Below are 21,661 nucleotides of genomic sequence, written 5' to 3'. Positions count from 1 at the left end.
GTGACGAGCCCTATGAGTGCCGAGGCCAGCTTTCAGGCACCAACTCGAGATCAGGGGCGATCGAGAAAGAGAGTGAGGTGGCTGACGATGGTCCGACTCTCCAGTCCGCCCGCGAGTGCACCCGAGAGGACGCCGATAGTGCTGATGAACGCGCCGGTCCGGACGAGGTCGGCGAGCCCGACCGAGGGATCCTCCAGGCTCGGCCAGTTTCCCATCAGGTTCGGCGGGAAGACGACCAGTTCGATGACGAGGATGATCGCCCAGACGAGCGTGAACAGGCCGGCCATCGCCAGCACGAGGACGAGAAAGACCGTGACGTTGACCAGGGCGGTGTGTTCGGTGACGATCCGGTGGCGCTTCCGGGGGAACTGGAGGTTCTGGGCGAACAGGAGATAGAGCGCCGCGACGAGGACGCTCGTGGCGGCGAACAGCGCTGCGGTCGGGTTCCCCATGTGGAAGCCGACGTCCCAGGACTCGGCGCTGAAGACGATGACGAGCGTCGGCGTCACCGCGGCCGTCGAGAGCTTCGGCAGCGAGAGGGGAAGCAGGGGTGCCCGGCTGTCGAGGAGGGCTCGACCGACCATGCGGGAGTTCCGGACGGCGCTTCCCGCGTGGAAGGCGAGGCGGGAAAGCGGTCCCCGCGGGCGGATTTCGGATGCGGGGATCTCGCCGGCGAGCCGGTGGAGGGAGGCCTCGACGTCGGCGTCGAAGGGAGGAACCTCTCGCCGGTCCGGGTCGAACCGGAACCGGTCCATGACGCCGCCGCCCTCGCGGTGGCGGGCGCCGAGGACGTGTCCGACGAGGTGGACCACGAGCGTCGCCGCGTTCCAGCGGACGGGCGCCCCATCGAGGGCGTAGCGCGGTCGGCCCCGCCGCGCACGCCGGAGGGGCCGGGTCGAGACGACCGCGACCCGCGAGAGCGGCGACGCCAGCCCGGGGACGACCCGCTCGCGCCGCGAGATCAGCGGGACGTCCGTTACGACCACCACCGCGTCGTAGGGGCCCTCGACCATCCGGTGGGTCGCACGGTCGAGGAACTCCGAGGGCCGGCGCCGGTCGTGGTCTGCCAGTCGGGTCGAGTCCTCGAGGTAGAACCGCCAGGTGACGTCCGTCGCCGACGCCAGTTCCTCGACGGCGTCTCCCGCTGCCCGCCTCGCGAACGACCGAAGGTCGTCGGGGTCGGTGTCGGGAGCGTGGGCGACGACCACGCCGACATCCACTCGCAGGTCGATCGCCCCCTCGCACTCGGCGGCCACCAGTTCGGGATCCTCCGGGCGCTCGCCACCGGACGGGCGATCCGGGCGATCTGGGGGGTTCGAATCGTCCGGACGCTCCGGGCGGGAATCGGCCATCACCGACGACGTTCCTTCCGGACCCACTTAAGGTCCGCCGGGGAGACACGCGACGGGTCGGCGACGACACGAGTCTCATCGCCGGAACGACAACACGTATCCCCGGCGGGACTCACCGGTCGGCCATGGAGTACACCACCCTCAGAAACACGGGCCTCTCGGTGAGCGAACTCTGCCTGGGCTGTATGAGTTTCGGAAGCAGGGAGTCGTGGATGTTGGACGAGGAGGAGAGCCACGAGATCATCGATCGGGCGATCGACCTCGGGGTCAATTTCTTCGACACGGCGAACATGTATTCGGGCGGCGAAAGCGAGGAGATCCTGGGTTCTGCCCTCGAGGGCTACGACCGCGAGGAGTTCGTCGTCGCAACCAAGGTCCGGTTTCCCTCCGACACCGACCACCCGAACTCGGCGGGGCTCTCCCGGAAGACGATCGAGACGGAACTCGAGAAGTCCCTCGGGAGGTTGGGGATGGACACGATCGACCTCTACCAGATCCACCGCGCCGGTCCGGAAACGCCGATCGAGGAGACCCTCCGGGCGCTCGACGACGCGGTCCGCCGGGGCCAGGTTCGGTATCTGGGGGCCTCCTCGATGTGGGCCCACGAGTTCGCCGAGGCACTGTACGCGAGCGACCGGCTGGACAAAGAGCGGTTCGTCTCGATGCAGAACCACTACAACCTCGCCTACCGCGAGGAGGAACGCGAGATGCTGCCCCTCTGTGAGCGCGAGGGCGTCGGCGTCGTCCCGTGGGGACCGCTCGCCCAGGGCTTTCTGACCCGGCCCCACGAGGACCACCGGGCGACGACCCGCTCGGATCCCGACAACAAACACGATCCGGGCGACGTCTACCACGAGGGCGGCGGCCACGAGATCAACGAGCGCGTCGAGGAACTCGCCGACGAGAAGGGCGTCTCGATGGCCCAGATCGCGCTGGCCTGGCAGTACGGCAGTGAACTGGTCACCGCGCCGATCGTCGGCGTCACCTCAATCGATCACCTGGAGCAGGCCGTCGAGGCGATGGAGATCGGTCTCACCGAGAGCGACCGGGAATATCTCGAGGAACCGTACGAGCCGCTGCCGGTGTTCGGGATCTAACCTCTAGTCGCCGCCGACCCCCTCGAAGTATCGCGCTCGGCGTTCGTCGGTCGCGGGCGTCGTCACGAGCGAGACGCCGACGGTGAGTGCGAGCCCGATGGCCATCCCGACGACGCCGGGGGTCCACCCGGCGTACGTCGCCGGGAAGATCGCAGTAAAGAGGCTCGCGAGGTAGAACGTCTGGCTGGCGGCGATCCCGGCAGTGATCCCCGCGCGGGTCGTCCCCCGCCAGTAGAGTGCGACCATGAGGGGAAGTGCGAGCTGGGCGAAGCCACTGAAGGCGGCGTCGCCGATCTCGAAGAGAGTGGCAGGATTGTAGAGGCTCGCGACGAAGGCGGCGGTCGCGAAGAGAACGACGCCGACGCGGGCGATCAGGTCCTCCCGGTGGTCGGAGATCGAGCCGTCGATAAACGGCCGGTAGAGGTCTCGGGTGAAATAGGAGGAGCCGGAGAGCAACATCGAGTCCGACGAGGACATCATCGCGGCCATCGCGCCCGCGATCACGAGCGCGGCGAGCCAGGTCGGGGTGTATTCGGCGAGGATCACCGGCAGGACGTTATCGCCCGCAGGCACGGAGAGCTCGAGCCCGGCGGCCCACGAGCCGAGCATGAACGCGGGGACGAAAAGCAGGACACAGAGGATCGGCCACAGCGCCAGCGACCGTTTGAGGACTTTTCGGGAGCCCGCAGCGAAGAATCGCTGGTTGACCTGGGGAAAGAGCGCGACGCCGAAGCCGATCGTGATCGCCGTCGAGAGCATCCACTGGGGGGTGTAGAAGTCGCCGCCCAGCGAGAGGAAGCCGGCGGTTTCGGCGGAGTCGGCGAGGGTCGCGGTCGCAGCGGAGGGGCCGCCGATGGCGACGAGCACCCAGAGGAGCGCGACCCAGGTCATGACGAGCATGAACGCCCCCTGGAGGGTGTCGGTCCAGGCGATCCCGCGCATCCCCGCGAGGACGACGTAGACGATCATGAACAGGGTGATGAGCCCGGCGCCGACCGAGTAGGGTATCGCCCCCTCGGTCAGCGCCTCCAGGGCCGTGCCGGCACCGACCTGCTGGAGCATCACGTACGGAAAGAGCCAGAGGAGGCTGACGCCGGCGACGAGTCCCCGCAGGTACCGAGAGCCAAACCGGTCGCCGAGCATCTCGCCGACGGTGACGTAGCCGTACTGGCGGCCCAGGAGCCACTGTTTGTAGCCGATGACGTACCAGAGGATCGCGAAGACGATGCCGTCCATCAACCCCATGACGAGGATCCACTCGGGACCGTTCGCGTAGGCGATGTTCGGCCCCGCAAAGAACGTGAACGCCGACAGCAGCGTCGCGAACGTCGTAAAGAGGAGGACGACGGTCCCCAGGGTACGGCTCGCGAGATAGAAGTCCTCGGCGGTCCGGTCGGTCAGCCGGTAGGCGTAGACCCCGACGAGGAGCGCGAGGATCAGGTATCCGACGATGATCCCGACCTGGAGGGCGACGCTCATCGGGACTCGACACCCCGCTCCGTGTGGTCGGAGTCGCCGTCCGTCCCGTCGCCGGTTTCGATTCCGATTCCCCAGGCACGGTCGGCGAACAGCCGGAAGACCACCGAGGCGAGGAGCATCCAGCCGACGTGCCACCAGAGCCAGACCGGCAGGCCGGCGGCGGTCGTCTCGACTCCCCAGAGGAACCAGGGGATCGCGAGGGAGACGAGGACGACCGCCACGGCGATCCAGCCCGCCAGTTCGAGGCTACCGTGGTTCATGACCGGGCTTGCCGTGGGCGGGTGGTAACGCTTTCCATCCCGGCAGCCGTCCAGTGAGGACGGTGAAACGCCCGTTTTCCAAGGTGAAACGGCGATTTCAGGTAGCAGAAGGGATTATACGTGTCGCTTCGAATGACCGACCTGAGATGGCCCGGCTGTTCCCCCTGCGCTCGGAGACGCCGGAGACCGACGACCGACCCCGCGTCGTCGACCTCGAGGGCGAGGACGCCGACGCCGTCTTCGGGGCGCTGTCCTCGACGACGGCCCGGCGGATCTACGGCCACCTGGCCGCAGAGCCCGCGACGCCGAGCGACGTCGCCGAGGCGGTAGACACCTCGATCCAGAACGTCCGCTACCACATAGAGAGCCTGGAGGAGGCGGGGCTGATCGAGGTCGTCGATACTTGGTACTCCTCGCGGGGCAACGAGATGAGCGTCTACGCGGCCAGCGACGGCCCGCTCGTGGTCGCGGCCGACCGCTCGCGGGCGGACCGGCTCCGGGAGGCCCTGTCGCGGTATCTCGGCGGGCTCGCGGTGCTCGCGGGCGCGAGCCTGTTCGTCCAGTACGGCCTCGAGCGACTCGCCTCCGCGATGGGGTTGTTGGACTCGTCGGGTTTTGGCGGCGACGACGCCGGTCCGGAGGACGCCTCGACGGACGGAGACGACGCTGGCGAGGGCGGCGGTACCGAAGGGGACGGCGACGAAGGGGACGACGCGCGCGAGACCGAGGCGGCCGACGAGGAGGACGCCCTCGAGGAGGAGGGTGCTGGGATAGAGGACGTGGGAGGGGCGAACGAATCGAGCGGCAACGACACTGGCGGCGTTGACACCGGCGGCGGCGCGAACGAGACCGGCGGCGTGGACGACGGTGCCGACGCGAACGCGACCGGTACGAACGAAACGGGCACTGGCGGGGCCGACACCCCGACGCCGACCGAGACGTCCACCCCGACGGAGACGCCAACACCGACCGAAACCGAACCGGTCGGCACCGGGACGCCCGCCGACGGGGCGCCGGAGGCGGCCGACGCCGTCCTCGGTGCGGTCCCGCCCGGTGTCCTCTTTTTCCTCGGCGGGTTGTGCGTGCTCACCCTGGTGACCGTCTGGTGGTACCGCAGGCCCTACTGAGACCGACCGGGAGGTCAACAGGTATTTGCACGTAACGTCCGTACGAGTATCCAATAGATCGCCGGCGCGGGCCCGCGCCGGTCCCCCGAGAGGGGTGGTTCCATGGAAGACACGTCGAAATACCTCATTCACGCGGACGTCACGGCCGACGGGGTCGTCGAGCGAAGCGACGTCGTCGGCGCCATCTTCGGGCAGACCGAGGGGCTGCTCGGCGACGAACTCGACCTCCGGGACCTGCGCCACTCCCAGAAGGTCGGCCGGATCGATGCCGAGATCGAGAGCACGGAGGGCCGTTCGAGGGGGAAAGTCACGATCGCGACCAGCCTCGACAAGGTCGAGACCGCGACGCTGGCGGCCTCCCTCGAGACCATAGACCGGGTCGGCCCCTGTCGGGCCGAACTCACGGTCCGCGAGATCGAGGACGTCCGCGCGGCGAAACGAAAGCAGGTGGTAGACCGGGCGACCGAACTCCTCCGGACGGGGTTCGACGACACCGTGATGAGCTCCGAGGAGATCTTAGCGGAGGTCCGACAACACGTCAGGGTCGACGACGTCACCGAGTACGAGGGGTTGCCCGCGGGCCCGCGGGTCGAGGAGGGCGACGCGATCATCGTCGTCGAGGGGCGGGCGGACGTCCTCACGCTTCTGAAGTACGGCATCAAGAACGCGGTCGCCGTCGAGGGGACGAACGTCCCCGAGGCCGTCGCGGCGCTGTCCGAGGAGCGGACGACGACGGCCTTCCTCGACGGCGACCGCGGCGGCGACCTCATTCTGGAGGAACTGACCCAGGTCGGTGACGTCGATTACGTCGCCTTCGCGCCCGAGGAGCGCTCGGTCGAGGAACTGGGCCACCACGAGGTGTTCACCGCGCTTCGCAACAAGACCCCCTACGACGCCGTCGCCGAGGAAAGCGCCCCCAGGGAGGTCGCGGCGACCGACGGGAGCGCGACCCCGGCACCGGCACCCGATCCGGCGCCGACCCCCGAGTCCACCGGAGAACCGGAGCGACCGCCGGAACCGGACGGCGCGAACGTGGGATCGGGAAAGGGTACGGCCACACCCGGCGAGGAAGGAACCGACACGGACGGCGACGAGGACGACTCCGGGGGCGACCCCGCCAGGACCGTCTACGACCACGCCACCGAGATCGTTCGCGAGGGAACCGGCCGGGTCCGATACGTCGACGACGCCGGGACGGTCATCGCGGAGACCGACGCCGGCGAGGCCTACGACCGTCTCGCGTCCCTCGAGACGGTCCCCGAGACGGTCGTCGTCGACGGCGTCGTCGATCAGAAGCTGGCGGACCTGGCGGCCGACCGGGGGGTCGCCCGGATCGTCGGCCGGTCGCTGGGGGAGTTCACGAAACGCCCTACGGCCGTTCGGCTCCACTCGATCGCCGACGTCGCCCCGGAGAATCCTTAAAACAGGAACACCGCGAGGGCCCCAACGAGAGCGCCCGAGAGCGTCGCGAGGAAGTTGACGCCCTGGTTGCCGACGGCTCCGCCCTCGATCGTCGCGCCCAGCAGGCTGTCGACGGTCATCCCGACGACGCCGGCGACGACGACGACCGCCGCGCCGGCGGCCCCGACGGTCGGGAAGAGCGCGTAGACGATGCCGGCGACGGCCGCCGCGCCGGCGATCCCGGCGAGTTCGCCCTGCCAGGTGACGGCGCCGTCGGTGCCCGGATCGACGGGCTTCAGGGTCGTGATCAGCCGGGGCGTATCGAAGACGCCGCCGACCTCGCTCGATAAGGTGTCGCTCAGTGCGGTCGCCAGCGAGCCGGCAAAGGCAAAGAGGAACGGGTCGGGCGGGACGGGAAGGAGGTCGGCAGAGCCGGCGGCGTAGCCGAGGACGGCCGCAAGCGCGACCGCGGAGTTCGCGAGGACGTTCGAGCTTCCCCGGGCGCCGTCGTTTTCCTGTGCGATGCCCCGGCTTCGCTTCTCCTCGTAGCGGAACTTCGTCGAGACGCTGCCGATCCCGAAGAACGCCATGAGGACGGCGAACCAGCTGTATCCCCCGAGGACGATCGTCAGAAGCGCGAGCAACGTTCCGGTGAGCATGCCGGCGACCGATGCCGCGCCCAGGGCGACGGCGGCGTAGCCGACGGCGGCGGTAACCGCGAGCGCACCCGCGATCTCGACGGTGCCGACGACGGGCTCGAAGCCGGCGAGCAGCCAGGCGAGCAGGCCGACGGCGAGCATGACGATCGGGTCGTCGTAGGGGGTGAGCACGTCCCGGAGGAGCGCCCCGAGCAGGCCGGCGCTCGTGGCGACGAAGACGACCAGCGGGAGCGCGGGCTCGACGGGGGCGGCGAGGAGCCACCGCGCGAGGGTCTGGCCGGCGACGGCCGCCGTTGCACCCCCTAGACAGAAGGCGACGGCGGGGGCCACGTCGCGGTCGGTCCGGTCGCCGGCGGCGACCGCCGCGAGGTTGCCGTAGCCGACGAGGACGACGGCGGCGACGAAGACGGGGATCGGGAGCCCGAAGGCGGCCGCGAGCAGGCCGAGGGCGGCCGCCGCGAGGACGAACGTCGCGAGCCCGTAGAGACGCTCGTCCTCGTAGTCGCCAGGATAGGCAAAGAGATCGAACAGCGGGCCGTCGCGGACGGCGACGACCCCGGCGAGAACGACCGCGGCGATCGGAGCCGCGGGCGCCGGGCCGACGAGCGGGACGGCAAGCGAGAGCGTCGAGAGCGCGGCGAAGGCTCCCGCCCGCCGAACGGTCGATGTCACGGTGTCGCTTCTTTCCGTGGGGGTTACTTAACTTCCCCTTTCCGTGAGTTTCGACCCGAAACCGGTATCGTTAGGATTCCGGGCCGGGAACGGGAGGCCGTGGGACTGTACGAACGCTACCTCTCGGTTCGCCTCCGGCGCCACGAGGGCGACCCCCCCGATCACGTCGCGCTCGTGATCACCGAACGCGACCTGCTGGAGCAGGGCGCCTACGGGACCCTCACCGACTTCTTCGAGTGGGCGATCGAGTACGCCGAGCGGGTGACGGTCTACGTGAGCGTCCTCGATGCTGCAGCGGTCCCGACGCTCCGCCGGGAGTTAGAGGGGATCGACGCCCCGCGAGCGGTCGCCGTCCGGGGACCCGACGACCGGACGCCCGCGTCGGCGCCGATCCAGATCGGGATCGGCCTCGGCGGGAAACACGAGTTCACGAGCGCGGTCGAAACGATCGCCGGCGGCGTCGAGGCCGGCGAGCTGTCCCCCGAGGAGATCGACGACGGCCACATCGAGGACCACCTCGTCTTCCCAGAGGAGCCCGACCTGGTGATCAAGACCGGCGCCGAACGGCTCTCCGATTTCATGATCTGGCAGTCGGTCTACTCCGAACTCTACTTCACCGACGTCAACTGGCGGGACTTCCGCAAACGGGACTTCCTTCGGGCCGTCCGCGAGTTCTGTAACCGATCGAGGCGCTACGGCGAGTAGGCGACACCGACGTCCGATCAGGCCCGGTCGGCCGTGACCACCGCCGCCGCGAACGCCTCCGCGGAGAGCCCACGCTCGACGACGAGCCGACCGTCATCGCGCTCACGGTCGAGAAGACCGTACTCCTCGAGTTTGGGGAGCGTGACGTGGACGAGTTCGATCCTGACGACGTCAGCTCGGACCGTGCTCTCAACCCGGAAGACAGCCTCGACGAGGCGATCGATGCCGACGACCTCGTTCTCGCGGAGGACCAGAAGCGTCGTCCGGACGCGGCTGTCGGCGAGCAGTCGGTACGCGTCGTCCGTCCCGATCCTCGTCCGGTCCCGGAACCGTTCGACGTCGATCGGGGTGGCCGTCGATCTCATTACCAACGGCAACTCCTGGTTATGTTATAAATATAACTCCATCCGCGGACCGCGGGCTACAGCCGGGGGGACTCCCCGCCGTCGGCGACGCGGGCCGAATCCGCGACGTCGCCCTCTATGTCCTCGGCGTCGGGGCGTTCGGCGATCGGCAGCGAGTCCCGGAATCGGGCGAGGACCTCGCGGGCCTCGGCGAGTTCGGTCTCGCCGACCGCACGCAGGAGAGAAAGCGCCCGGCGGGCCCGGGTCCGGCGCCAGGAGGCCTCGCGGTGCTCGTACGTTCGAATGCCCCGAAGGAAGTCGGTCTTCGAGAACTCCGGCCAGTAGGGCGTACAGAAGAAGACGCCGGCCTCGTTGCCGTTGGCGTGCCAGGGCAGGAAGTTCGAGGTCCGCTCGTCGCCACCGGTCCGGATGATGAGGTCTACGTCCCGCACGGGGTCGTCGTACAGCCGCTGCTCGATCGTCCCGACGTCGATCTCCTCGGGAGCGAGCTCGCCCCGGTCGACGTCGCGGGCGACGCTCCGGGCGGCTTCCAGTAGTTCGGAGCGGCCGCCGTAGGCCAGCGCGATGTTGAGCACGAACCGGTCGTAGCCCTCGGTCCGGCTCTCCGCGTAGTCAACGACCTCCTGGACCCGTCCTGGAAGCTGGTCGATGTCGCCGATCGCGCGGATACAGACCTCGTTGTCGTGGACCTCATCGGCGTCGGCGAACTCCGAGAGCTTCTCACAGAGCAGATCGAACAGCGCCTCCCGTTGGTCCTCTGGCCGGTCGAAGTTCTCCGTCGAGAACGTATAGAGGGTCAGCTCCTCGACGCCGACCTCCTGGCACCACTCGAGGACCCGCTCGGTCGTCTTCGCGCCTGCATGGTGGCCCTCCGTGGGCTCGTCGCCGGATTTCCGGGCGTAGCGACGGTTTCCGTCTTGGATGACCGCGACGTGGGTCGGCGCTTTCCCGACCTCCCGGCTCAGCAGGCGCTCGTAGGCCGCGTAGACGCCCCGGCGAAGGCGACGTTTCATTCGTCTCCCCCATGCCAGCCGACGACCATGATTCTTGCGACTCGGCGGCCCCCACAGGAATCCCGACAGTCGATCACGGACACCGATCGTGAGCGCTATCCGTCCGGCCCGCCACCTCACGAGCATGCCCGACTCGATCGACGACGACCTCTACCGGCGGACACAGGCCCTGCTCGAGCCCGGCGAGATCGAACTCAACGGCGCGATCGTCCACACCGACTACGGCTCCGACGCGGAGGTCAAGATGATGCAGGCGACGATCGACGCCGGCGACGTCATCGCCGCAGCCGCCGGCCACGACCCCGCCGACTGCTACGTCTACTCGGGCAACGACGACACCGACTTCTCCTCGAACCAGCACCAGGGACGGACCTTAGAGGACGAGGCGTTCGTCTGGGAGTGCCAACAGTTGCTCCGGGAGGGGACCTTCGACGTCGTGCTCTACTACGAGGCGACGGCCGACCACGAGGCGATCCTAGAGGAGATCCGAGAGATGGGCCACGAGGTGACGGGCGTGGTCCCCGACAATCAGGTGGAGTAAGCGGTTTCGACAGGTGGAAATATCGTTCGTCGCTGTAGGGTCGGAGGGATTGTGAACTACGCCCGAGAACCTGCTTGCTTCGCTCGCAGAACCTCGGTCTCGTTCAAATCCCACGAGTTACATATCTGCCGCTCGTGGATTTGCTCGCGGCAGAGGTATGGGGTCGGAGGGATTTGAACCCCCGATCGACTGATATCTCCGGTGCGCCTCGGAACTCCAGAGGGTCATCACACCGACGGTGATCAGCCGCCGGATCAGTATATCAGTCTGGAGTTTCGTCCCGGGCGCATACCTCTGGAGTCAGTCGCCATTCCTGGCTTGGCCACGACCCCGCGTCCCTCCGTTGGGTGATCCCGCCTAAAGTGGTTTCGGTTCCCCCTACAGCCAGGGGGCGCGTTCCTCGCCGGAATCGCCGCCGGGATACGCCTCGTCGATCGCTCCCGACTCCCCCTCGCTCGCGCCGTCGGCGCCCATCTCCGGGCTCGCCTCGGGCTTCTCCGGAGAACCGCCATCGGTGGTCTCCCTCGAGCCGAACGCCCCGGTGACGGCGTCGCCGAGGTCGACGTCGCCGGGGTCGAAGGCGAACAGCGCGCTCACCGCGAGCACCGCCAGGGGAGCGTTTCCGAAGGGCATCCCGAGCACCGCAAGCGGGAGCAAGCCGAGCGCGACGGCGCTGCCGAACCGGAACCGGTCGAGGTCGACGTACGCCCGGAGGTACGGTCCCGAGAGCGAGAGCGCGAGCGCGAAGGTCACTGCGACGACCGCCGCGGCGGTCGCGTTGACCACGAGCGCGGTGTCGTGCAGGACCGCGAACTCGGCGCCCGAGGGATCGAGGCTCGCAACCAGCCCGAGCGCGATGATGACCGCCGAGCTGGGGAGGTAGTCGCCGATGGTCGCGCTCGCGGTCTTGGCGGCGACCGCCATGATGACGAGCGCGGCGAACCGTTCGAAGATCGCGATATCGAGCACGCTCGCGATCGCGGGCGCCAGCGCGGCCTGGATCGCCGCCAGAACGATGAGCGGGACTCCCACGAGGAGGACGACGCCGGCCTGCTCGCGGGGCGTTCCGGTCATGTCCGCGAGGATGACGGCGACGGTGGCGCTGCCTCCGAAGATGAGCAGGCCGACCTGGACGGCCCCGACAACGGTGTCAAGGGCTCCCGAGAGAACGAGAGCAACGAAGATCCCGTCCACGAGCGGCAGGGCCATCACGAGCGCGAGCAGGCGCGCGTCGTTTCCCACGATCGACTCGAGGCGCAGCGCAACGGGGTGGCGTGAGGTGCTCATCGATCGTGGCGGGGGCCCCGTCTTTCGGGTCGGGCGGCTCCTCGATCGGGGTGGCTCCACGTCGCGGGGGCGAGCCAGTCCATCGACCGTGTAAAACCGCCCGTCGCTGCAAAGGGGGTGAACGTGCCCGTGAACGCTTTGGCGCCGCCGCTGGCGTCGCCGTTCGTCCGACCGCCGATGCGGGCATCGTTCGTTCCTGCAGCGAACATAATAGATCGCAACAGACTTGCGTCAATAAAGATTGCGTGAGACGCGCCCCCATCCGCCACGCGTTTGTCCTCGAAACAGCGGCCGACCGTCCGGAAACGGTCACCGATGAACGTATCCGATCACCGAACGTGGGGTTCGGTCCGTGAAACCCCCTCCCTCGCAACCCTTTTGGGGCGGGGTTCCACACAGTTTACATGGCGAACGATGTAGACGAGCCGTTTTCCTCGAAGCTTCGTGTCCCGGAGGCGCTCACCTTCGACGACGTCTTGCTCCGTCCCAAAGAGAGCCGGGTCGAACCCGACGAGGCCGATCTCGGCTCGCGGGTCTCCCGGTCGGTCGAGGTCTCGGTCCCGATCCTCTCGGCGGCGATGGACACCGTCACCGAAGGAGAGATGGCGGTCGCGATGGCCCGCCACGGCGGGATGGGCGTCATCCACCGGAACATGAACGTCGACGGGATGGTCAAGGAGATAGAGAAGGTCAAACGCGCCGACGAACTCATCATCCCCCTCGAGTCGGTCGTCACGGCCCACCCCGAGACGTCCGTCCGCGAGGTCGACGAGCTGATGGCCCGGGAGGGCGTCGGGGGCGCACCCGTCGTCAACACCCGCGGCGAGGTGCTGGGGATCATCTCGAGTACGGACATCCGGCCCCATCTGGAGGTCGGCGAGGACGACCCCGTCACCGAGGCGATGACCGACGAGGTGATTACCGCCCCGAAGGACGTTGATCCCCGCGACGCCTTCGAGTTGATGTACGACCATAAGATCGAGCGCGTTCCCGTGGTCGACGACGAGAACCTGCTCGTCGGCCTGGTCACGATGCAGGGGATCCTCCAGCGCAGAGAGTACAAGGAGGCCGCTCGGGACGGAAACGGCCAGCTACGGTGTGGGGTCGCCGTCGGCCCCTTCGAGGCCGACCGCGCGGCCGCGGCCGACGAGGCGGGCGCGGACGTGCTCTTCATCGACTGTGCCCACGCCCACAACGCGAACGTGATCGACAGCGCCCGCGAGATCAGTAGCGAGGTCGACGCGGACGTCGTCGTCGGCAACGTCGGCACCCGCGAGGCCGCCGCCGACCTCGTGGAGTTCGCCGACGGGATCAAGGTCGGCATCGGTCCCGGCTCGATCTGTACGACCCGGGTTGTCAGCGGCTCGGGAATGCCCCAGATCACGGCCGTCGCCCAGGTGGCAGACGTCGCGAGCGACCACGACGTTCCCGTGATCGCCGACGGGGGAATCCGGTACTCGGGCGACGCGATCAAGGCCATCGCGGCGGGCGCCGACGCCGTCATGCTCGGCTCCTATTTCGCGGGCACCGACGAGGCGCCGGGCCGGGTCGTGACGATGAACGGCAAGCGATACAAGCAGTACCGGGGGATGGGCAGCGTCGGCGCGCTGAAATCCGGCGAGGGCAACCGCTACCAGAAGGATAGCGACGAGGAGGAGGTCGTCCCGGAGGGCGTCGAGGCCGCCACGCCCTACAAGGGCACGCTCAGATCGGAACTCACCCAGCTCACGGGCGGGATGCGCTCGGGGATGGGCTACGTCGGCGCCGGCTCGATTCCGGCGTTCAAGGAACGCTCGGAGTTCGTCCGGGTCTCGAGTGCGGGCCAGGCCGAGGGCCACGCCCACGACGTCGTCATCACCGACGAGGCGCCCAACTACAGTCCGGGCGAGGAGTAAAGGGAAGGCATACGGTCGTCGACCCCTTCGGTTCGACCGTGAACCGCCGTACGCTGCTCCGGGCCGGAACCGCTCTCCCGCTGGCCGCGCTCGCGGGCTGTCTCGGCTCGATCCAGGACCTCAGGCTCTCGACACCGGTGACGCTACGGATCGAAAACGAGAGCGACGACAACCGAAACGTCGTGATCGTCGCCCACACCGTCGACGACGACCGTCAGACCTACGACGAGGCGGTCTCGGCTCCCCCCGAACAGTCGGCGAGCGTCGGCCACCTCTCGGACGAGGAACAACACCTCCGGGTCGAACTGGTCGACGAGAGCGGCGAGGAACCCGAAAGCGGCGAGGTGATCGCGAGCGAGGAGACGTTCATCGGCGCCGACACCCGAAGCGTCGTCGTCTACGTCTCCACGGAGGACGTCCGGGTCGAAGTCAACCGACGGGACTGAGCCGATTACTGGGCGTTCTCGTAGGCCTCGCCGACGCCGGCGATCAGCCGGTGGATCGGGAGGGTGACGCCGGCCTGGCGGGCGGCGATCGCGAGCGGCATCATGGCGATACCTGCCACGAGGCAGAGTTGATACAGTGCGAACAGCGTGACGCGGCGGACACGGGATTTCATCGACGTTCGCCCGTCCCGAGCCCACGGTTGTATATAAACGTTCCTCCTCGGCCCCGGGGTGTATTATCGTTCGTTACCGTTTCAGGTCGCCGCCTGCCTGCGATTCAATCGTGGTTTCCTCGAGGACAACTGTACCCGCAGTTCGGGCGATCCATGCCTATCCGTACGACAATCGACTCGTTCGATTCCGATAAGTTATCGCCATTATCGGGCTCTCGTGCGCGGCCGGCCCGAACCACAAAGCAGGAAAGGGCCGGGCGCGAGGAGGCGGTATGGGAAACTATCTCGTCGGGATGGAGGCCGCGTGGCTCGTCCGCGACGTCGGGGAGATCGACGACGCGATCGGCGTCGCCGTCAGCGAGGCCGGCAAGCGACTCAACCAGGAGGACATGGAGTACGTCGAGGTCGAGGTCGGCGCGACGGGGTGTCCGGCCTGTGGCGAGCCGTTCGACTCGGCGTTCGTCGCGGCCGAGACCGCCCTGGTGGGCCTGGCCCTGGAGATCGACATCTACAACGCCGACAGCGAGGAACACGCCTCCCGGATCGCAAAGAGCGAGATCGGCGGCGCCTTACGGGACGTGCCGCTGTCGGTCGTCGAGGTGTTCGAGGTAGACGGCGAGGACGACGAGTAACTAGAACCGTCGCTTCATCTCGACGACCCGGCCAGTGACGCCGGTCGATCGCGCCGCCGAGAACTCGTGGCGGTACGCCCGAACCCGCTCGTAGCCCCGCGACTCGTAGAAGCCGACCGCGTTCGCCGACGCCGTCAGCCCGAGGCGGGAGACGCCGGCTTCCCGTGCTCGTTCCTCGAGGGCAGCGAGGAGCCGCGAGCCGACGCCCCGGCCGGCGTCGGCGGGATGGACGTAGACGCCGGTGACCTCGCAATCGACGTCCGCGGCATAGTCCTCGGGTGGACCGACCGACAACGAGCCGAAGCCGACGATTTCGTCCCCGTCGGTCGCGACGAGGAAGGGCTCTTCGCCCTCGATCCCCGCGACGTAGTCGGCGTCGGCACAGCCCGCCGCCCAGGCCGCGACCTGCTCGTCGTCGTAGGCCGCCGGGCCGAGCCCCAGGATCGACTCGCGGTGGACCGCCCGGATCGCCTCGCCGTCCTCGAGGACCGCCTCGCGAACGGCCACCCCGTCCTCCGAGTTCCGACCGGACCCTCCCGACATACCCGGTGAATGGCGTCTCGGACCCAAACACATTTCTATAACCCGTGGTTATCCACGCACATGGAGCTCCCGACGCCCGCGGACCTGCGCCAACGGCGGACAGATCTCGACTTGACCCAGAGCGAGTTGGCCGAGCGAGCCGACGTCTCCCAGCCGCTGATCGCCCGGATCGAGGGCGGCGACGTCGATCCGCGCTTGTCGACGCTGCGGCGGATCGTCACCGCCCTAGAGGAGGCCGAAAGCGACGTGATCCACGTGGGAGACCTGATGCACGAGGAGGTCGTCAGCGTCTCCCCGGACGAGACCGTCGGCGATGCCGCGACACTGATGGAAGAGGAGGCGTACTCCCAGCTCGCCGTGATCCAGGATGGGGTGCCCGTCGGCTCGATCAGCCAGGGCGACCTCGTCGGCCTCGACTCGGCGGCCCGGGACGAACCCGTCTCCGAACACATGAGCGAGAGCTTCCCGACGGTCTCGCGGGACGCCACGATCGACGAGATCTCGAACCTGCTGGACCACTACAAGGCGGTGATGATCACCGAGGGCGGGGGAACCGTCGGGATCGTCACCGAGGCCGACCTCGCGGCGCGGCTCTCCTGACTGCCGGCCGTACCCGTATGGCGGGTCCCGATGTCGGTCCTCGCGAGATCCCGAACGACGAAGAGCCGGGAACTCCGGGACCGTCGACGTCGGGACGGATCCTGTGGCGTCCCGCGGCTCTCTCCCGTTCGCAGGATTCGTTTCACGGCCCGGAGAACGATCACGAAACCCTTATACGGGTCAGCCGTCACTCTACGAAGGCAATGGCGAAAGGCAAGGTTGATTTCTTCAACGACACGGGCGGTTACGGTTTCATCGAGACTGACGACGCGGACGACGACGTGTTCTTCCACATGGAAGACGTTGGCGGTCCGGATCTCGAGGAGGGACAGGAGATCGAGTTCGACATCGAACAGGCCCCCAAGGGCCCCCGGGCGACCAACGTCACCCGGCTCTAAGCCGGACGACCCACTGCGGTCGGCCGAATCTACTTCGACATTTTCATTTCACCCTCGTAGCGACGGCTCACGCCCTCGTGTGGTTGGGTCCGCCGGCCACCGCTGGGAACCCGTCGACCGATCAGGAGCGATCAGGAGTGACTCGAGACCCGGACCGGCTCGTAGGGCTCCTCCAGATACTCCCGGTCGCTCGCCGACAGGTCGATCTCTATGGCCTCGACCGCCTCCTCTAGGTGCTCGACGCTCGTCGTGCCGACGATCGGGGCGTCGACGGCGTCCTGCTCTAAGAGCCACGCGAGCGCGATCTGGGCCATCGTCGCGTCGTACTCGTCGGCGAGTTCCTCGACGCGCTCGTTGATCTCGCGGCCGCCGCCCTCTCGGTAGGGGTGATCGTAGAGGCGATCCTCGTTTTCCCCGCGGGTCGTCGCGTCTACCTCCTCGTGAGGGCGGGCGAGGTAGCCCCGGGCCAGCGGGCTCCAGGGGATGACGCCGACGCCCTCGCGCTCACAGAGGGGCAGCATCTCGCGTTCCTCCTCGCGGTAGACGAGGTTGTAGTGGTTCTGCATCGTCTGGAACCGCTCTTTGTCCAGCCGGTCGCTCGCGTGGAGGGCCTCGGCGAACTGGTGGGCCCACTGCGAGGAGGTGCCGACGTAGCGGACGTCCCCGCGACGGACGGCGTCGTCGAACGCACCCAGGGTCTCCTCGATGGGCGCGTCGTAATCCCAGCGGTGGCTCTGGTAGAGGTCGACCGTGTCCATCCCCAGCCGATCGAGGCTGGCCGCAAGCTCCTGGTCGATCGCCTTCCGGGAGAGCCCCCCGCGGTTGGGGCCGTCGCCCATCGAGCCGTACACCTTCGTGGCGACGACGAGTTCCTCCCGGTCGTAGCCCTCGAGTGCGGAGCCGAGGATCCGTTCGCTTTCGCCCTGCGAGTAGACGTTCGCGGTGTCGAAGAAGTTGATCCCGAGATCGATCGCCCGGTCGATGATCTCCCGGCTCTCGTCCTCTTCGAGAACCCACTCGCGCCAGTCCGGCGAGCCGAAGCTCATACAGCCCAGACAGATCTTGCTGACCTCCATCCCCGTCGATCCGAGGGTCGTGTACTCCATACGCGGGCCATGCGAACGGGGACCAAAAGGCTACGCGAGCCGGGGAGTATCGCCGGGACGGCCCCGGCCGCCGTCGACGGTCGGCGGCGTTTCGCGGCTCGGTCGCGAGAGCCGAGGGCTCGAGAGGGCGTCTCAGTCGTTCGCCCGTTCCCGTTCGGCGGGTCCCGGGGTCGTCCCCCGGTTCCCGCCCTCCCGGTCGGACGTCGGGGAGACGGAGGGATCGCCCCGTACGATCGCGTAGCCGACGGCGACGAAGAGCAGTCCCCACACCAGGAAGGCGACGTCCCAGAGGACGACGGGTCCGGGACCGGCCGGCCAGACGTGGTGGATGCCGAGGAGGTGGTGGTTGAGTATCCCTTCAACGGTGTTGAACAGTCCCCAGCCCGCGATCGTCGAGCCGAACAGCGTCCGGCGGGAGGCGGGGACGCCGGAGAGCCGCCAGGCGCGCATGAGGAGGGTGATCCCCAGCAGGGTGAGGACGTACGTCGCCCCGTGGAAGAAGCCGTCGGCCACCACGTTCAGCCGGAAGTCGTTCGCGACGCTCGGGTCGGGGTACGACGACACCATGTTGTGCCACTGCAGGATCTGGTGGAGGACGATCCCGTCGAAGAATCCGCCCAGCCCGAGTCCGAGGACGACGCCCGCGACCACGAGCGGTCTGGCGAGTCGCTGGATGCCGAGCCACGTCTCCGAGGAATCGGGTTTGCTCATGGACCAGTCAACCGCGACGACGCGAAAGGCCCTTCTCCATTCCAATGCAGGGCGGACGGCCCCGGCCGGTCGGATTCAAGGCCAACGGTTAACGGTCGTCCCGCCCGACCATCCGTATGGCAGACGACGACGTCAAGGCCGGACTCGAGGGAATCGTCGCGGCCGAGACCCGGCTGAGCACGATCGACGGCGAGGCGGGGGAACTCGTGATCGCGGGCTACCCCGTCGAAGAGCTCGCGGGAAACGCACGCTACGAGGAGACCCTGTACCTGCTCTACCACGACCGGCTCCCGACGGAGGGGGAACTGGCGGAGTTCGAGGACGACCTGAGTGCCCACCGGGAACTCGACCCGGCGACCCGCGAGGTCGTCGAGGCGGCCGGCGAGGCCGGCGAGTCGGCGATGGACGCCCTCCGGATGGGGGTCGCGAGTTCGACCCTCGCCCGCGGGGAGGAAGAGCCCGAGCGGGATTCGCTGCTCGCGGTCGCACAGTTGCCGACGATCGTCGCGGCCTACTGGCGCGCCCGCCAGGGCGAAGCGCCCGTCGAGCCCCACGACGACCTCCGGCACGCGGCGAACTACCTCTACATGCTCCGGGGCGAAGAGCCCACCGAGGAGGAGGCGAGGGGGCTCGAGACCTACCTCAACGCGGTCGTCGACCACGGCCTGAACGCCTCGACGTTCACCTCGCGGGCAATCGTCTCGACGGAATCGGACCTGATCTCGGCGGTGACCGGCGGCGTCGGCGCGCTGAAGGGACCTCTCCACGGCGGCGCGCCGGGGCCGGTCCTGGAGATGCTCCGGGAGACCGCCGACGGCGACACGGAGTCGATCCTCCGGGAAACGTTGGAGGACGGCGATCGGCTGATGGGCTTTGGCCACCGGGTGTACGACGTCCGTGACCCGCGGGCGGCAGTTCTGGAGGAGGCCGCCGAGCGCTTCTACGACGGCGACGCGCCCGACACCGAGTTCTACGAGAGCGCCCGGGAGACCGAAGAGGTCGCCCAGGAGTTGCTCGAGGAGTACCAGCCCGACCTCGATCTCGCGACGAACGTCGAGTTCTACACCGCCGTCTTGCTCCACGGCGTCGGCGTCCCCCGGGAGCTGTTCAGCACGACGTTCGCCGTCGCCCGGGTCGGCGGCTGGACCGCCCACTGCCGCGAACAACTCTCGGACAACCGGCTGATCCGACCCCGTTCGAAGTACGTCGGCGACCGCGGGCGGGCCTGGACGCCGATCGACGAGCGCGAGTGAGAATGGCCGACTCCGGCCCCGCGATCGACGCGGTCCGGTCGATCGCCGTCGACCCCGAGGCGGTCGTCGACGCCGTCGTCTACACCCGCGAGAACCCCGGCACGGCCGTGCTCCGGGTGACGCCGCCGTTCCACGGGCGGATGCGCGCCCGGATCCACGTCTTCCGGGACGCCCCCGGGAGGGACGCGGCCTACTGCCGGCCGGCAACGCTCCTCGAGGAGGAGGTCCTCGCGGTCTACCCCTCCCCCGGAGACGCGACGGAGAAGTCGGACGACGGCGATCCCGACGACCGCGCGTCCCGCGTCCGTGCGCTCGAGGACTGGCGCGACCGGGCCGAAGGGGCAGTCGTCGAGCGAGCGGTTCTCGAGCGCGGCGACGAGCGGGTCCGAGTCGACGTGGCGGTCCTCGGCTAACCTTCGCCGATCGTCTCGACGATCTCCTCGGCCTGCTCGAGGGCCGTCTCCTCGCCGACGCCCTTCTCGATCAGCACGCTCTGAACCTCCCACTCGTCCTCTCGTTTGCCGGTCCGGACCTCCGAGACCGACCGGGCCGCCTCGGCGGCCCAGTCGGGGGTGCGGATCGTCTCGTAGCGATCCGGATCGCGGTACCTGACGTGGATGTACTCCTCACCCGTCTTGAGGAGTACCTCGCCCGCGAGTGGTCCTGATGCGGTCGGGGGAGGGGTCCAACCCCGCGGACGCGAGTTCGCGGACACCACATCCCCCTTCGTTACCGGAGCGGGAACCTCGTGTCGACGGATCCGCGGGGTCGCTGTGACGAACCGGCCGGTTCGTCGTCGCGCCCGGCGAGGGCGGCGATCGCCTCGCCGACCGTCACGATCGCGAGGTCGTACTCCAGAGCGGTCTCGATCGTATAGCGGAGGCGCTCCTCGGGGAACGTCTCGAACTGGGAGTGGGCGCCGACGATCGCGAGAACGTCTTCCGTCGCGGCGGTCTCCATGAACGCCGCGATCTCGGCCTCGCTTGCCTTGTCGGTCTGGACGTACCGCCGGCGCATCGTCGTCGGATCCAGCCCGTCGATCCCGTTGTGGCCGCCGCCGTAGCGGTGGTTCGCGACCGCCCCGTAGCGCTCGCGGACGATCCCCTCGATGGCGCCGTGGTACCGGTCGTAGGGGTAGACGAACCCGGAGACCTCGACCCCCCACGACTCGAGACGTGCGTCGGTTCTGGCGAGAACATCCCGCATGAATCGCTCGGGATACCTGACGTAGCCCGACGCGCCGATCGACTCCGAGAGGGGGGCCTCGAACTCGACGAACTCGCCGGTCGGGTCGCTTCCCCGCCCCGCGACGGTGGCCGAGACGGTCGTCTCGTCATCGAAGACGACCAGCGGATCCCCCTCGAACCGGCCGTGGCGATGGGCTTCGACGTACGCTCGCCGGTCGCCCTCGCGAGCGGGTTCGGCGAGCCCGATCCGCCCGAGCGCGCGGTGGCGATACGTATGCGAGAGGACGCCCCACCCGTCGCCGTGCATCTCCCGGAGGTGGCCCGGCTCGAGGAACCCCCCGGAGTCCTCCATCCGCCCGGGACAGACGGCGAGACAGCCGGGGACGCCGTACTCCCGGTGGACCCGGTAGGTCATCGTGTAGTCCTCGATCGGACCGTCGTCGTATGTGAACACCACCAATCCCGCCGCCTCCTCGAGGGGCGCCCCTCCGGCGTCCCCGTCGGTCGATCGCCGCTGGTCGCGTCCCACGTGAGGGGTGGCATCGGGAACGAGCGCGTACTCCCGCAGCGCACAGCCGTTGGCGACGACCCCCGTGAGGAACTCCCGCCGATGCATGACCTGTTGGATCCGGCGACAGTAATTCGTTATGATCCGATTTCGAGGGGCTAATCCCCACCTACCCACTGTTTCGGGACCTGCACAGACTGGGTCCGTTCGAGGCCGATACGGTGCCCGACCGGGCGACGGGTCTCCCGGTC

26 protein-coding genes and 1 tRNA gene are annotated in these 21,661 nt (G+C 68.5%); 12 read left to right on the top strand and 15 right to left on the bottom strand.

Going from position 1 to position 21,661, the window contains the following annotated elements:
* Positions 1-50: 50 nt before the first annotated feature.
* The gene (locus LCF40_RS04330; RefSeq protein ID WP_224827497.1) at positions 51-1,352 is read right to left on the bottom strand and encodes a zinc metalloprotease; all 1,302 of its coding nucleotides are present in this window, start codon (positions 1,350-1,352) and stop codon (positions 51-53) included.
* 125 nt (positions 1,353-1,477) lie between these two features.
* Here LCF40_RS04330 and LCF40_RS04325 point away from each other — a divergent pair, with 125 nt between their 5' ends.
* On the top strand, positions 1,478-2,449 hold the full coding sequence (locus LCF40_RS04325; protein ID WP_224827496.1) for an aldo/keto reductase: 972 nt from the start codon (positions 1,478-1,480) through the stop codon (positions 2,447-2,449).
* Between the two features lie 3 nt (positions 2,450-2,452).
* Here the strand turns inward: LCF40_RS04325 and LCF40_RS04320 are convergent, their stop codons facing one another.
* Together LCF40_RS04320 and LCF40_RS04315 are read right to left on the bottom strand one after the other, a co-directional pair.
* On the bottom strand, positions 2,453-3,928 hold the full coding sequence (locus LCF40_RS04320; protein ID WP_224827495.1) for a sodium:solute symporter family protein: 1,476 nt from the start codon (positions 3,926-3,928) through the stop codon (positions 2,453-2,455).
* The gene (locus tag LCF40_RS04315; protein WP_114575521.1) at positions 3,925-4,188 is read right to left on the bottom strand and encodes a DUF3311 domain-containing protein; all 264 of its coding nucleotides are present in this window, start codon (positions 4,186-4,188) and stop codon (positions 3,925-3,927) included. Before LCF40_RS04315 ends, LCF40_RS04320 begins: the two co-directional genes overlap by 4 nt.
* A 146-nt stretch (positions 4,189-4,334) precedes the next feature.
* Here LCF40_RS04315 and LCF40_RS04310 point away from each other — a divergent pair, with 146 nt between their 5' ends.
* A complete protein-coding gene (locus LCF40_RS04310) occupies positions 4,335-5,315 on the top strand; it encodes an ArsR/SmtB family transcription factor (RefSeq protein ID WP_224827494.1) in 981 nt (326 codons plus the stop codon).
* A 102-nt stretch (positions 5,316-5,417) separates the two neighbouring features.
* Positions 5,418-6,737 carry a DNA primase DnaG gene (dnaG, locus tag LCF40_RS04305; protein ID WP_224827493.1) on the top strand — a complete coding sequence of 440 codons (1,320 nt, stop codon included), beginning with the start codon at positions 5,418-5,420 and terminating at the stop codon, positions 6,735-6,737.
* Here dnaG and LCF40_RS04300 read toward each other — a convergent pair.
* Entirely contained in the window at positions 6,734-8,047 is a 1,314-nt protein-coding gene (locus LCF40_RS04300) for a DUF92 domain-containing protein (protein WP_224827492.1), read from the bottom strand. The genes dnaG and LCF40_RS04300 overlap by 4 nt on opposite strands.
* Positions 8,048-8,146: 99 nt before the next feature.
* On the opposite strand from LCF40_RS04300, the gene LCF40_RS04295 reads away from it, so the two are divergent.
* On the top strand, positions 8,147-8,752 hold the full coding sequence (locus tag LCF40_RS04295) for an undecaprenyl diphosphate synthase family protein (protein ID WP_114575525.1): 606 nt from the start codon (positions 8,147-8,149) through the stop codon (positions 8,750-8,752).
* A 17-nt stretch (positions 8,753-8,769) separates the two neighbouring features.
* On the opposite strand, the gene LCF40_RS04290 is transcribed toward LCF40_RS04295, so the two are convergent.
* Complete coding sequence (locus tag LCF40_RS04290; protein WP_224827491.1) at positions 8,770-9,117, bottom strand: DUF7344 domain-containing protein; 348 nt, start codon at positions 9,115-9,117, stop codon at positions 8,770-8,772.
* Between the two features lie 56 nt (positions 9,118-9,173).
* Positions 9,174-10,130 carry a polyprenyl diphosphate synthase gene (gene uppS, locus LCF40_RS04285; RefSeq protein ID WP_114575527.1) on the bottom strand — a complete coding sequence of 319 codons (957 nt, stop codon included), beginning with the start codon at positions 10,128-10,130 and terminating at the stop codon, positions 9,174-9,176.
* Between the two features lie 124 nt (positions 10,131-10,254).
* Between uppS and LCF40_RS04280 the strand changes: the two genes are divergently transcribed.
* Positions 10,255-10,671 carry a DUF5778 family protein gene (locus LCF40_RS04280; protein ID WP_224827490.1) on the top strand — a complete coding sequence of 139 codons (417 nt, stop codon included), beginning with the start codon at positions 10,255-10,257 and terminating at the stop codon, positions 10,669-10,671.
* 158 nt (positions 10,672-10,829) lie between these two features.
* Here the strand turns inward: LCF40_RS04280 and LCF40_RS04275 are convergent.
* The 3 genes from LCF40_RS04275 to LCF40_RS04265 all read right to left on the bottom strand — a co-directional run bounded on the left by LCF40_RS04275 (position 10,830) and on the right by LCF40_RS04265 (position 12,167).
* Positions 10,830-11,003 (bottom strand) — tRNA-Trp (locus LCF40_RS04275).
* 46 nt (positions 11,004-11,049) lie between these two features.
* Positions 11,050-11,958 carry a DUF5794 domain-containing protein gene (locus LCF40_RS04270; RefSeq protein WP_224827489.1) on the bottom strand — a complete coding sequence of 303 codons (909 nt, stop codon included), beginning with the start codon at positions 11,956-11,958 and terminating at the stop codon, positions 11,050-11,052.
* The gene (locus LCF40_RS04265; RefSeq protein ID WP_224827488.1) at positions 11,955-12,167 is read right to left on the bottom strand and encodes a hypothetical protein; all 213 of its coding nucleotides are present in this window, start codon (positions 12,165-12,167) and stop codon (positions 11,955-11,957) included. Before LCF40_RS04265 ends, LCF40_RS04270 begins: the two co-directional genes overlap by 4 nt.
* Before the next feature lie 195 nt (positions 12,168-12,362).
* On the opposite strand from LCF40_RS04265, the gene guaB reads away from it, so the two are divergent.
* The gene (gene guaB, locus LCF40_RS04260) at positions 12,363-13,853 is read left to right on the top strand and encodes an IMP dehydrogenase (protein ID WP_224827487.1); all 1,491 of its coding nucleotides are present in this window, start codon (positions 12,363-12,365) and stop codon (positions 13,851-13,853) included.
* 38 nt (positions 13,854-13,891) lie between these two features.
* Positions 13,892-14,299 carry a hypothetical protein gene (locus LCF40_RS04255; RefSeq protein ID WP_224827486.1) on the top strand — a complete coding sequence of 136 codons (408 nt, stop codon included), beginning with the start codon at positions 13,892-13,894 and terminating at the stop codon, positions 14,297-14,299.
* Between the two features lie 5 nt (positions 14,300-14,304).
* On the opposite strand, the gene LCF40_RS04250 is transcribed toward LCF40_RS04255, so the two are convergent.
* Complete coding sequence (locus LCF40_RS04250; protein WP_198667804.1) at positions 14,305-14,472, bottom strand: hypothetical protein; 168 nt, start codon at positions 14,470-14,472, stop codon at positions 14,305-14,307.
* Positions 14,473-14,744: 272 nt separating this feature from the next.
* Between LCF40_RS04250 and LCF40_RS04245 the strand changes: the two genes are divergently transcribed.
* Positions 14,745-15,104 carry a DUF555 domain-containing protein gene (locus LCF40_RS04245; protein ID WP_224827485.1) on the top strand — a complete coding sequence of 120 codons (360 nt, stop codon included), beginning with the start codon at positions 14,745-14,747 and terminating at the stop codon, positions 15,102-15,104.
* Here the strand turns inward: LCF40_RS04245 and LCF40_RS04240 are convergent, their stop codons facing one another.
* On the bottom strand, positions 15,105-15,647 hold the full coding sequence (locus tag LCF40_RS04240; RefSeq protein WP_224827484.1) for a GNAT family N-acetyltransferase: 543 nt from the start codon (positions 15,645-15,647) through the stop codon (positions 15,105-15,107). It lies immediately after the preceding gene.
* A 60-nt stretch (positions 15,648-15,707) separates the two neighbouring features.
* Here LCF40_RS04240 and LCF40_RS04235 point away from each other — a divergent pair, with 60 nt between their 5' ends.
* Together LCF40_RS04235 and LCF40_RS04230 are read left to right on the top strand one after the other, a co-directional pair.
* Positions 15,708-16,247 carry a CBS domain-containing protein gene (locus tag LCF40_RS04235; protein ID WP_114575535.1) on the top strand — a complete coding sequence of 180 codons (540 nt, stop codon included), beginning with the start codon at positions 15,708-15,710 and terminating at the stop codon, positions 16,245-16,247.
* 203 nt (positions 16,248-16,450) lie between these two features.
* Positions 16,451-16,645 (top strand): cold-shock protein, encoded by a 195-nt coding sequence (locus tag LCF40_RS04230; protein ID WP_114575536.1) that lies wholly within the window; start codon positions 16,451-16,453, stop codon positions 16,643-16,645.
* A gap of 131 nt (positions 16,646-16,776) precedes the next feature.
* On the opposite strand, the gene LCF40_RS04225 is transcribed toward LCF40_RS04230, so the two are convergent.
* Positions 16,777-17,751, bottom strand: coding sequence for an aldo/keto reductase (locus LCF40_RS04225; RefSeq protein ID WP_224827483.1), 975 nt, complete (start codon positions 17,749-17,751; stop codon positions 16,777-16,779).
* A 132-nt stretch (positions 17,752-17,883) separates the two neighbouring features.
* A complete protein-coding gene (locus LCF40_RS04220) occupies positions 17,884-18,462 on the bottom strand; it encodes a DUF2243 domain-containing protein (RefSeq protein ID WP_224827482.1) in 579 nt (192 codons plus the stop codon).
* A 116-nt stretch (positions 18,463-18,578) separates the two neighbouring features.
* Here LCF40_RS04220 and LCF40_RS04215 point away from each other — a divergent pair, with 116 nt between their 5' ends.
* Positions 18,579-19,715 (top strand): citrate synthase, encoded by a 1,137-nt coding sequence (locus LCF40_RS04215; RefSeq protein WP_224827481.1) that lies wholly within the window; start codon positions 18,579-18,581, stop codon positions 19,713-19,715.
* A 2-nt stretch (positions 19,716-19,717) separates the two neighbouring features.
* Positions 19,718-20,128: a DUF8009 family protein gene (locus LCF40_RS04210; RefSeq protein WP_114575540.1), complete on the top strand. Its 411-nt coding sequence runs from the start codon at positions 19,718-19,720 to the stop codon at positions 20,126-20,128.
* On the opposite strand, the gene LCF40_RS04205 is transcribed toward LCF40_RS04210, so the two are convergent.
* Positions 20,125-20,334: a hypothetical protein gene (locus LCF40_RS04205; protein WP_224827580.1), complete on the bottom strand. Its 210-nt coding sequence runs from the start codon at positions 20,332-20,334 to the stop codon at positions 20,125-20,127. The two genes, LCF40_RS04210 and LCF40_RS04205, sit on opposite strands and share 4 nt — an antisense overlap.
* Positions 20,335-20,444: 110 nt before the next feature.
* The gene (locus tag LCF40_RS04200; RefSeq protein WP_224827480.1) at positions 20,445-21,518 is read right to left on the bottom strand and encodes a polysaccharide deacetylase family protein; all 1,074 of its coding nucleotides are present in this window, start codon (positions 21,516-21,518) and stop codon (positions 20,445-20,447) included.
* Between the last annotated feature and the right edge of the window lie 143 nt (positions 21,519-21,661).

This window comes from Saliphagus infecundisoli, from assembly GCF_020177375.1.
GTDB lineage: Archaea > Halobacteriota > Halobacteria > Halobacteriales > Natrialbaceae > Saliphagus > Saliphagus infecundisoli.
This window is presented reverse-complemented; position numbering and strand designations above follow the sequence as displayed.

What these genes read in the sequence shown, in the direction of transcription:
- LCF40_RS04250 (WP_198667804.1), bottom strand. Translation starts at nt 14,472, where the DNA reads ATGAAATCCCGTGTCCGCCGCGTCACGCTGTTCGCACTGTATCAACTC.
- LCF40_RS04235 (WP_114575535.1), top strand. Translation starts at nt 15,708, where the DNA reads ATGGAGCTCCCGACGCCCGCGGACCTGCGCCAACGGCGGACAGATCTC.
- dnaG (WP_224827493.1), top strand. Translation starts at nt 5,418, where the DNA reads ATGGAAGACACGTCGAAATACCTCATTCACGCGGACGTCACGGCCGAC.
- LCF40_RS04240 (WP_224827484.1), bottom strand. Translation starts at nt 15,647, where the DNA reads ATGTCGGGAGGGTCCGGTCGGAACTCGGAGGACGGGGTGGCCGTTCGC.
- LCF40_RS04210 (WP_114575540.1), top strand. Translation starts at nt 19,718, where the DNA reads ATGGCCGACTCCGGCCCCGCGATCGACGCGGTCCGGTCGATCGCCGTC.
- LCF40_RS04310 (WP_224827494.1), top strand. Translation starts at nt 4,335, where the DNA reads ATGGCCCGGCTGTTCCCCCTGCGCTCGGAGACGCCGGAGACCGACGAC.
- LCF40_RS04230 (WP_114575536.1), top strand. Translation starts at nt 16,451, where the DNA reads ATGGCGAAAGGCAAGGTTGATTTCTTCAACGACACGGGCGGTTACGGT.
- LCF40_RS04245 (WP_224827485.1), top strand. Translation starts at nt 14,745, where the DNA reads ATGGGAAACTATCTCGTCGGGATGGAGGCCGCGTGGCTCGTCCGCGAC.
- LCF40_RS04265 (WP_224827488.1), bottom strand. Translation starts at nt 12,167, where the DNA reads ATGTTCGCTGCAGGAACGAACGATGCCCGCATCGGCGGTCGGACGAAC.
- LCF40_RS04320 (WP_224827495.1), bottom strand. Translation starts at nt 3,928, where the DNA reads ATGAGCGTCGCCCTCCAGGTCGGGATCATCGTCGGATACCTGATCCTC.
- LCF40_RS04225 (WP_224827483.1), bottom strand. Translation starts at nt 17,751, where the DNA reads ATGGAGTACACGACCCTCGGATCGACGGGGATGGAGGTCAGCAAGATC.
- LCF40_RS04220 (WP_224827482.1), bottom strand. Translation starts at nt 18,462, where the DNA reads ATGAGCAAACCCGATTCCTCGGAGACGTGGCTCGGCATCCAGCGACTC.
- LCF40_RS04315 (WP_114575521.1), bottom strand. Translation starts at nt 4,188, where the DNA reads ATGAACCACGGTAGCCTCGAACTGGCGGGCTGGATCGCCGTGGCGGTC.
- LCF40_RS04270 (WP_224827489.1), bottom strand. Translation starts at nt 11,958, where the DNA reads ATGAGCACCTCACGCCACCCCGTTGCGCTGCGCCTCGAGTCGATCGTG.
- LCF40_RS04325 (WP_224827496.1), top strand. Translation starts at nt 1,478, where the DNA reads ATGGAGTACACCACCCTCAGAAACACGGGCCTCTCGGTGAGCGAACTC.
- LCF40_RS04280 (WP_224827490.1), top strand. Translation starts at nt 10,255, where the DNA reads ATGCCCGACTCGATCGACGACGACCTCTACCGGCGGACACAGGCCCTG.
- LCF40_RS04330 (WP_224827497.1), bottom strand. Translation starts at nt 1,352, where the DNA reads ATGGCCGATTCCCGCCCGGAGCGTCCGGACGATTCGAACCCCCCAGAT.
- uppS (WP_114575527.1), bottom strand. Translation starts at nt 10,130, where the DNA reads ATGAAACGTCGCCTTCGCCGGGGCGTCTACGCGGCCTACGAGCGCCTG.
- guaB (WP_224827487.1), top strand. Translation starts at nt 12,363, where the DNA reads ATGGCGAACGATGTAGACGAGCCGTTTTCCTCGAAGCTTCGTGTCCCG.
- LCF40_RS04200 (WP_224827480.1), bottom strand. Translation starts at nt 21,518, where the DNA reads ATGCATCGGCGGGAGTTCCTCACGGGGGTCGTCGCCAACGGCTGTGCG.
- LCF40_RS04215 (WP_224827481.1), top strand. Translation starts at nt 18,579, where the DNA reads ATGGCAGACGACGACGTCAAGGCCGGACTCGAGGGAATCGTCGCGGCC.
- LCF40_RS04290 (WP_224827491.1), bottom strand. Translation starts at nt 9,117, where the DNA reads ATGAGATCGACGGCCACCCCGATCGACGTCGAACGGTTCCGGGACCGG.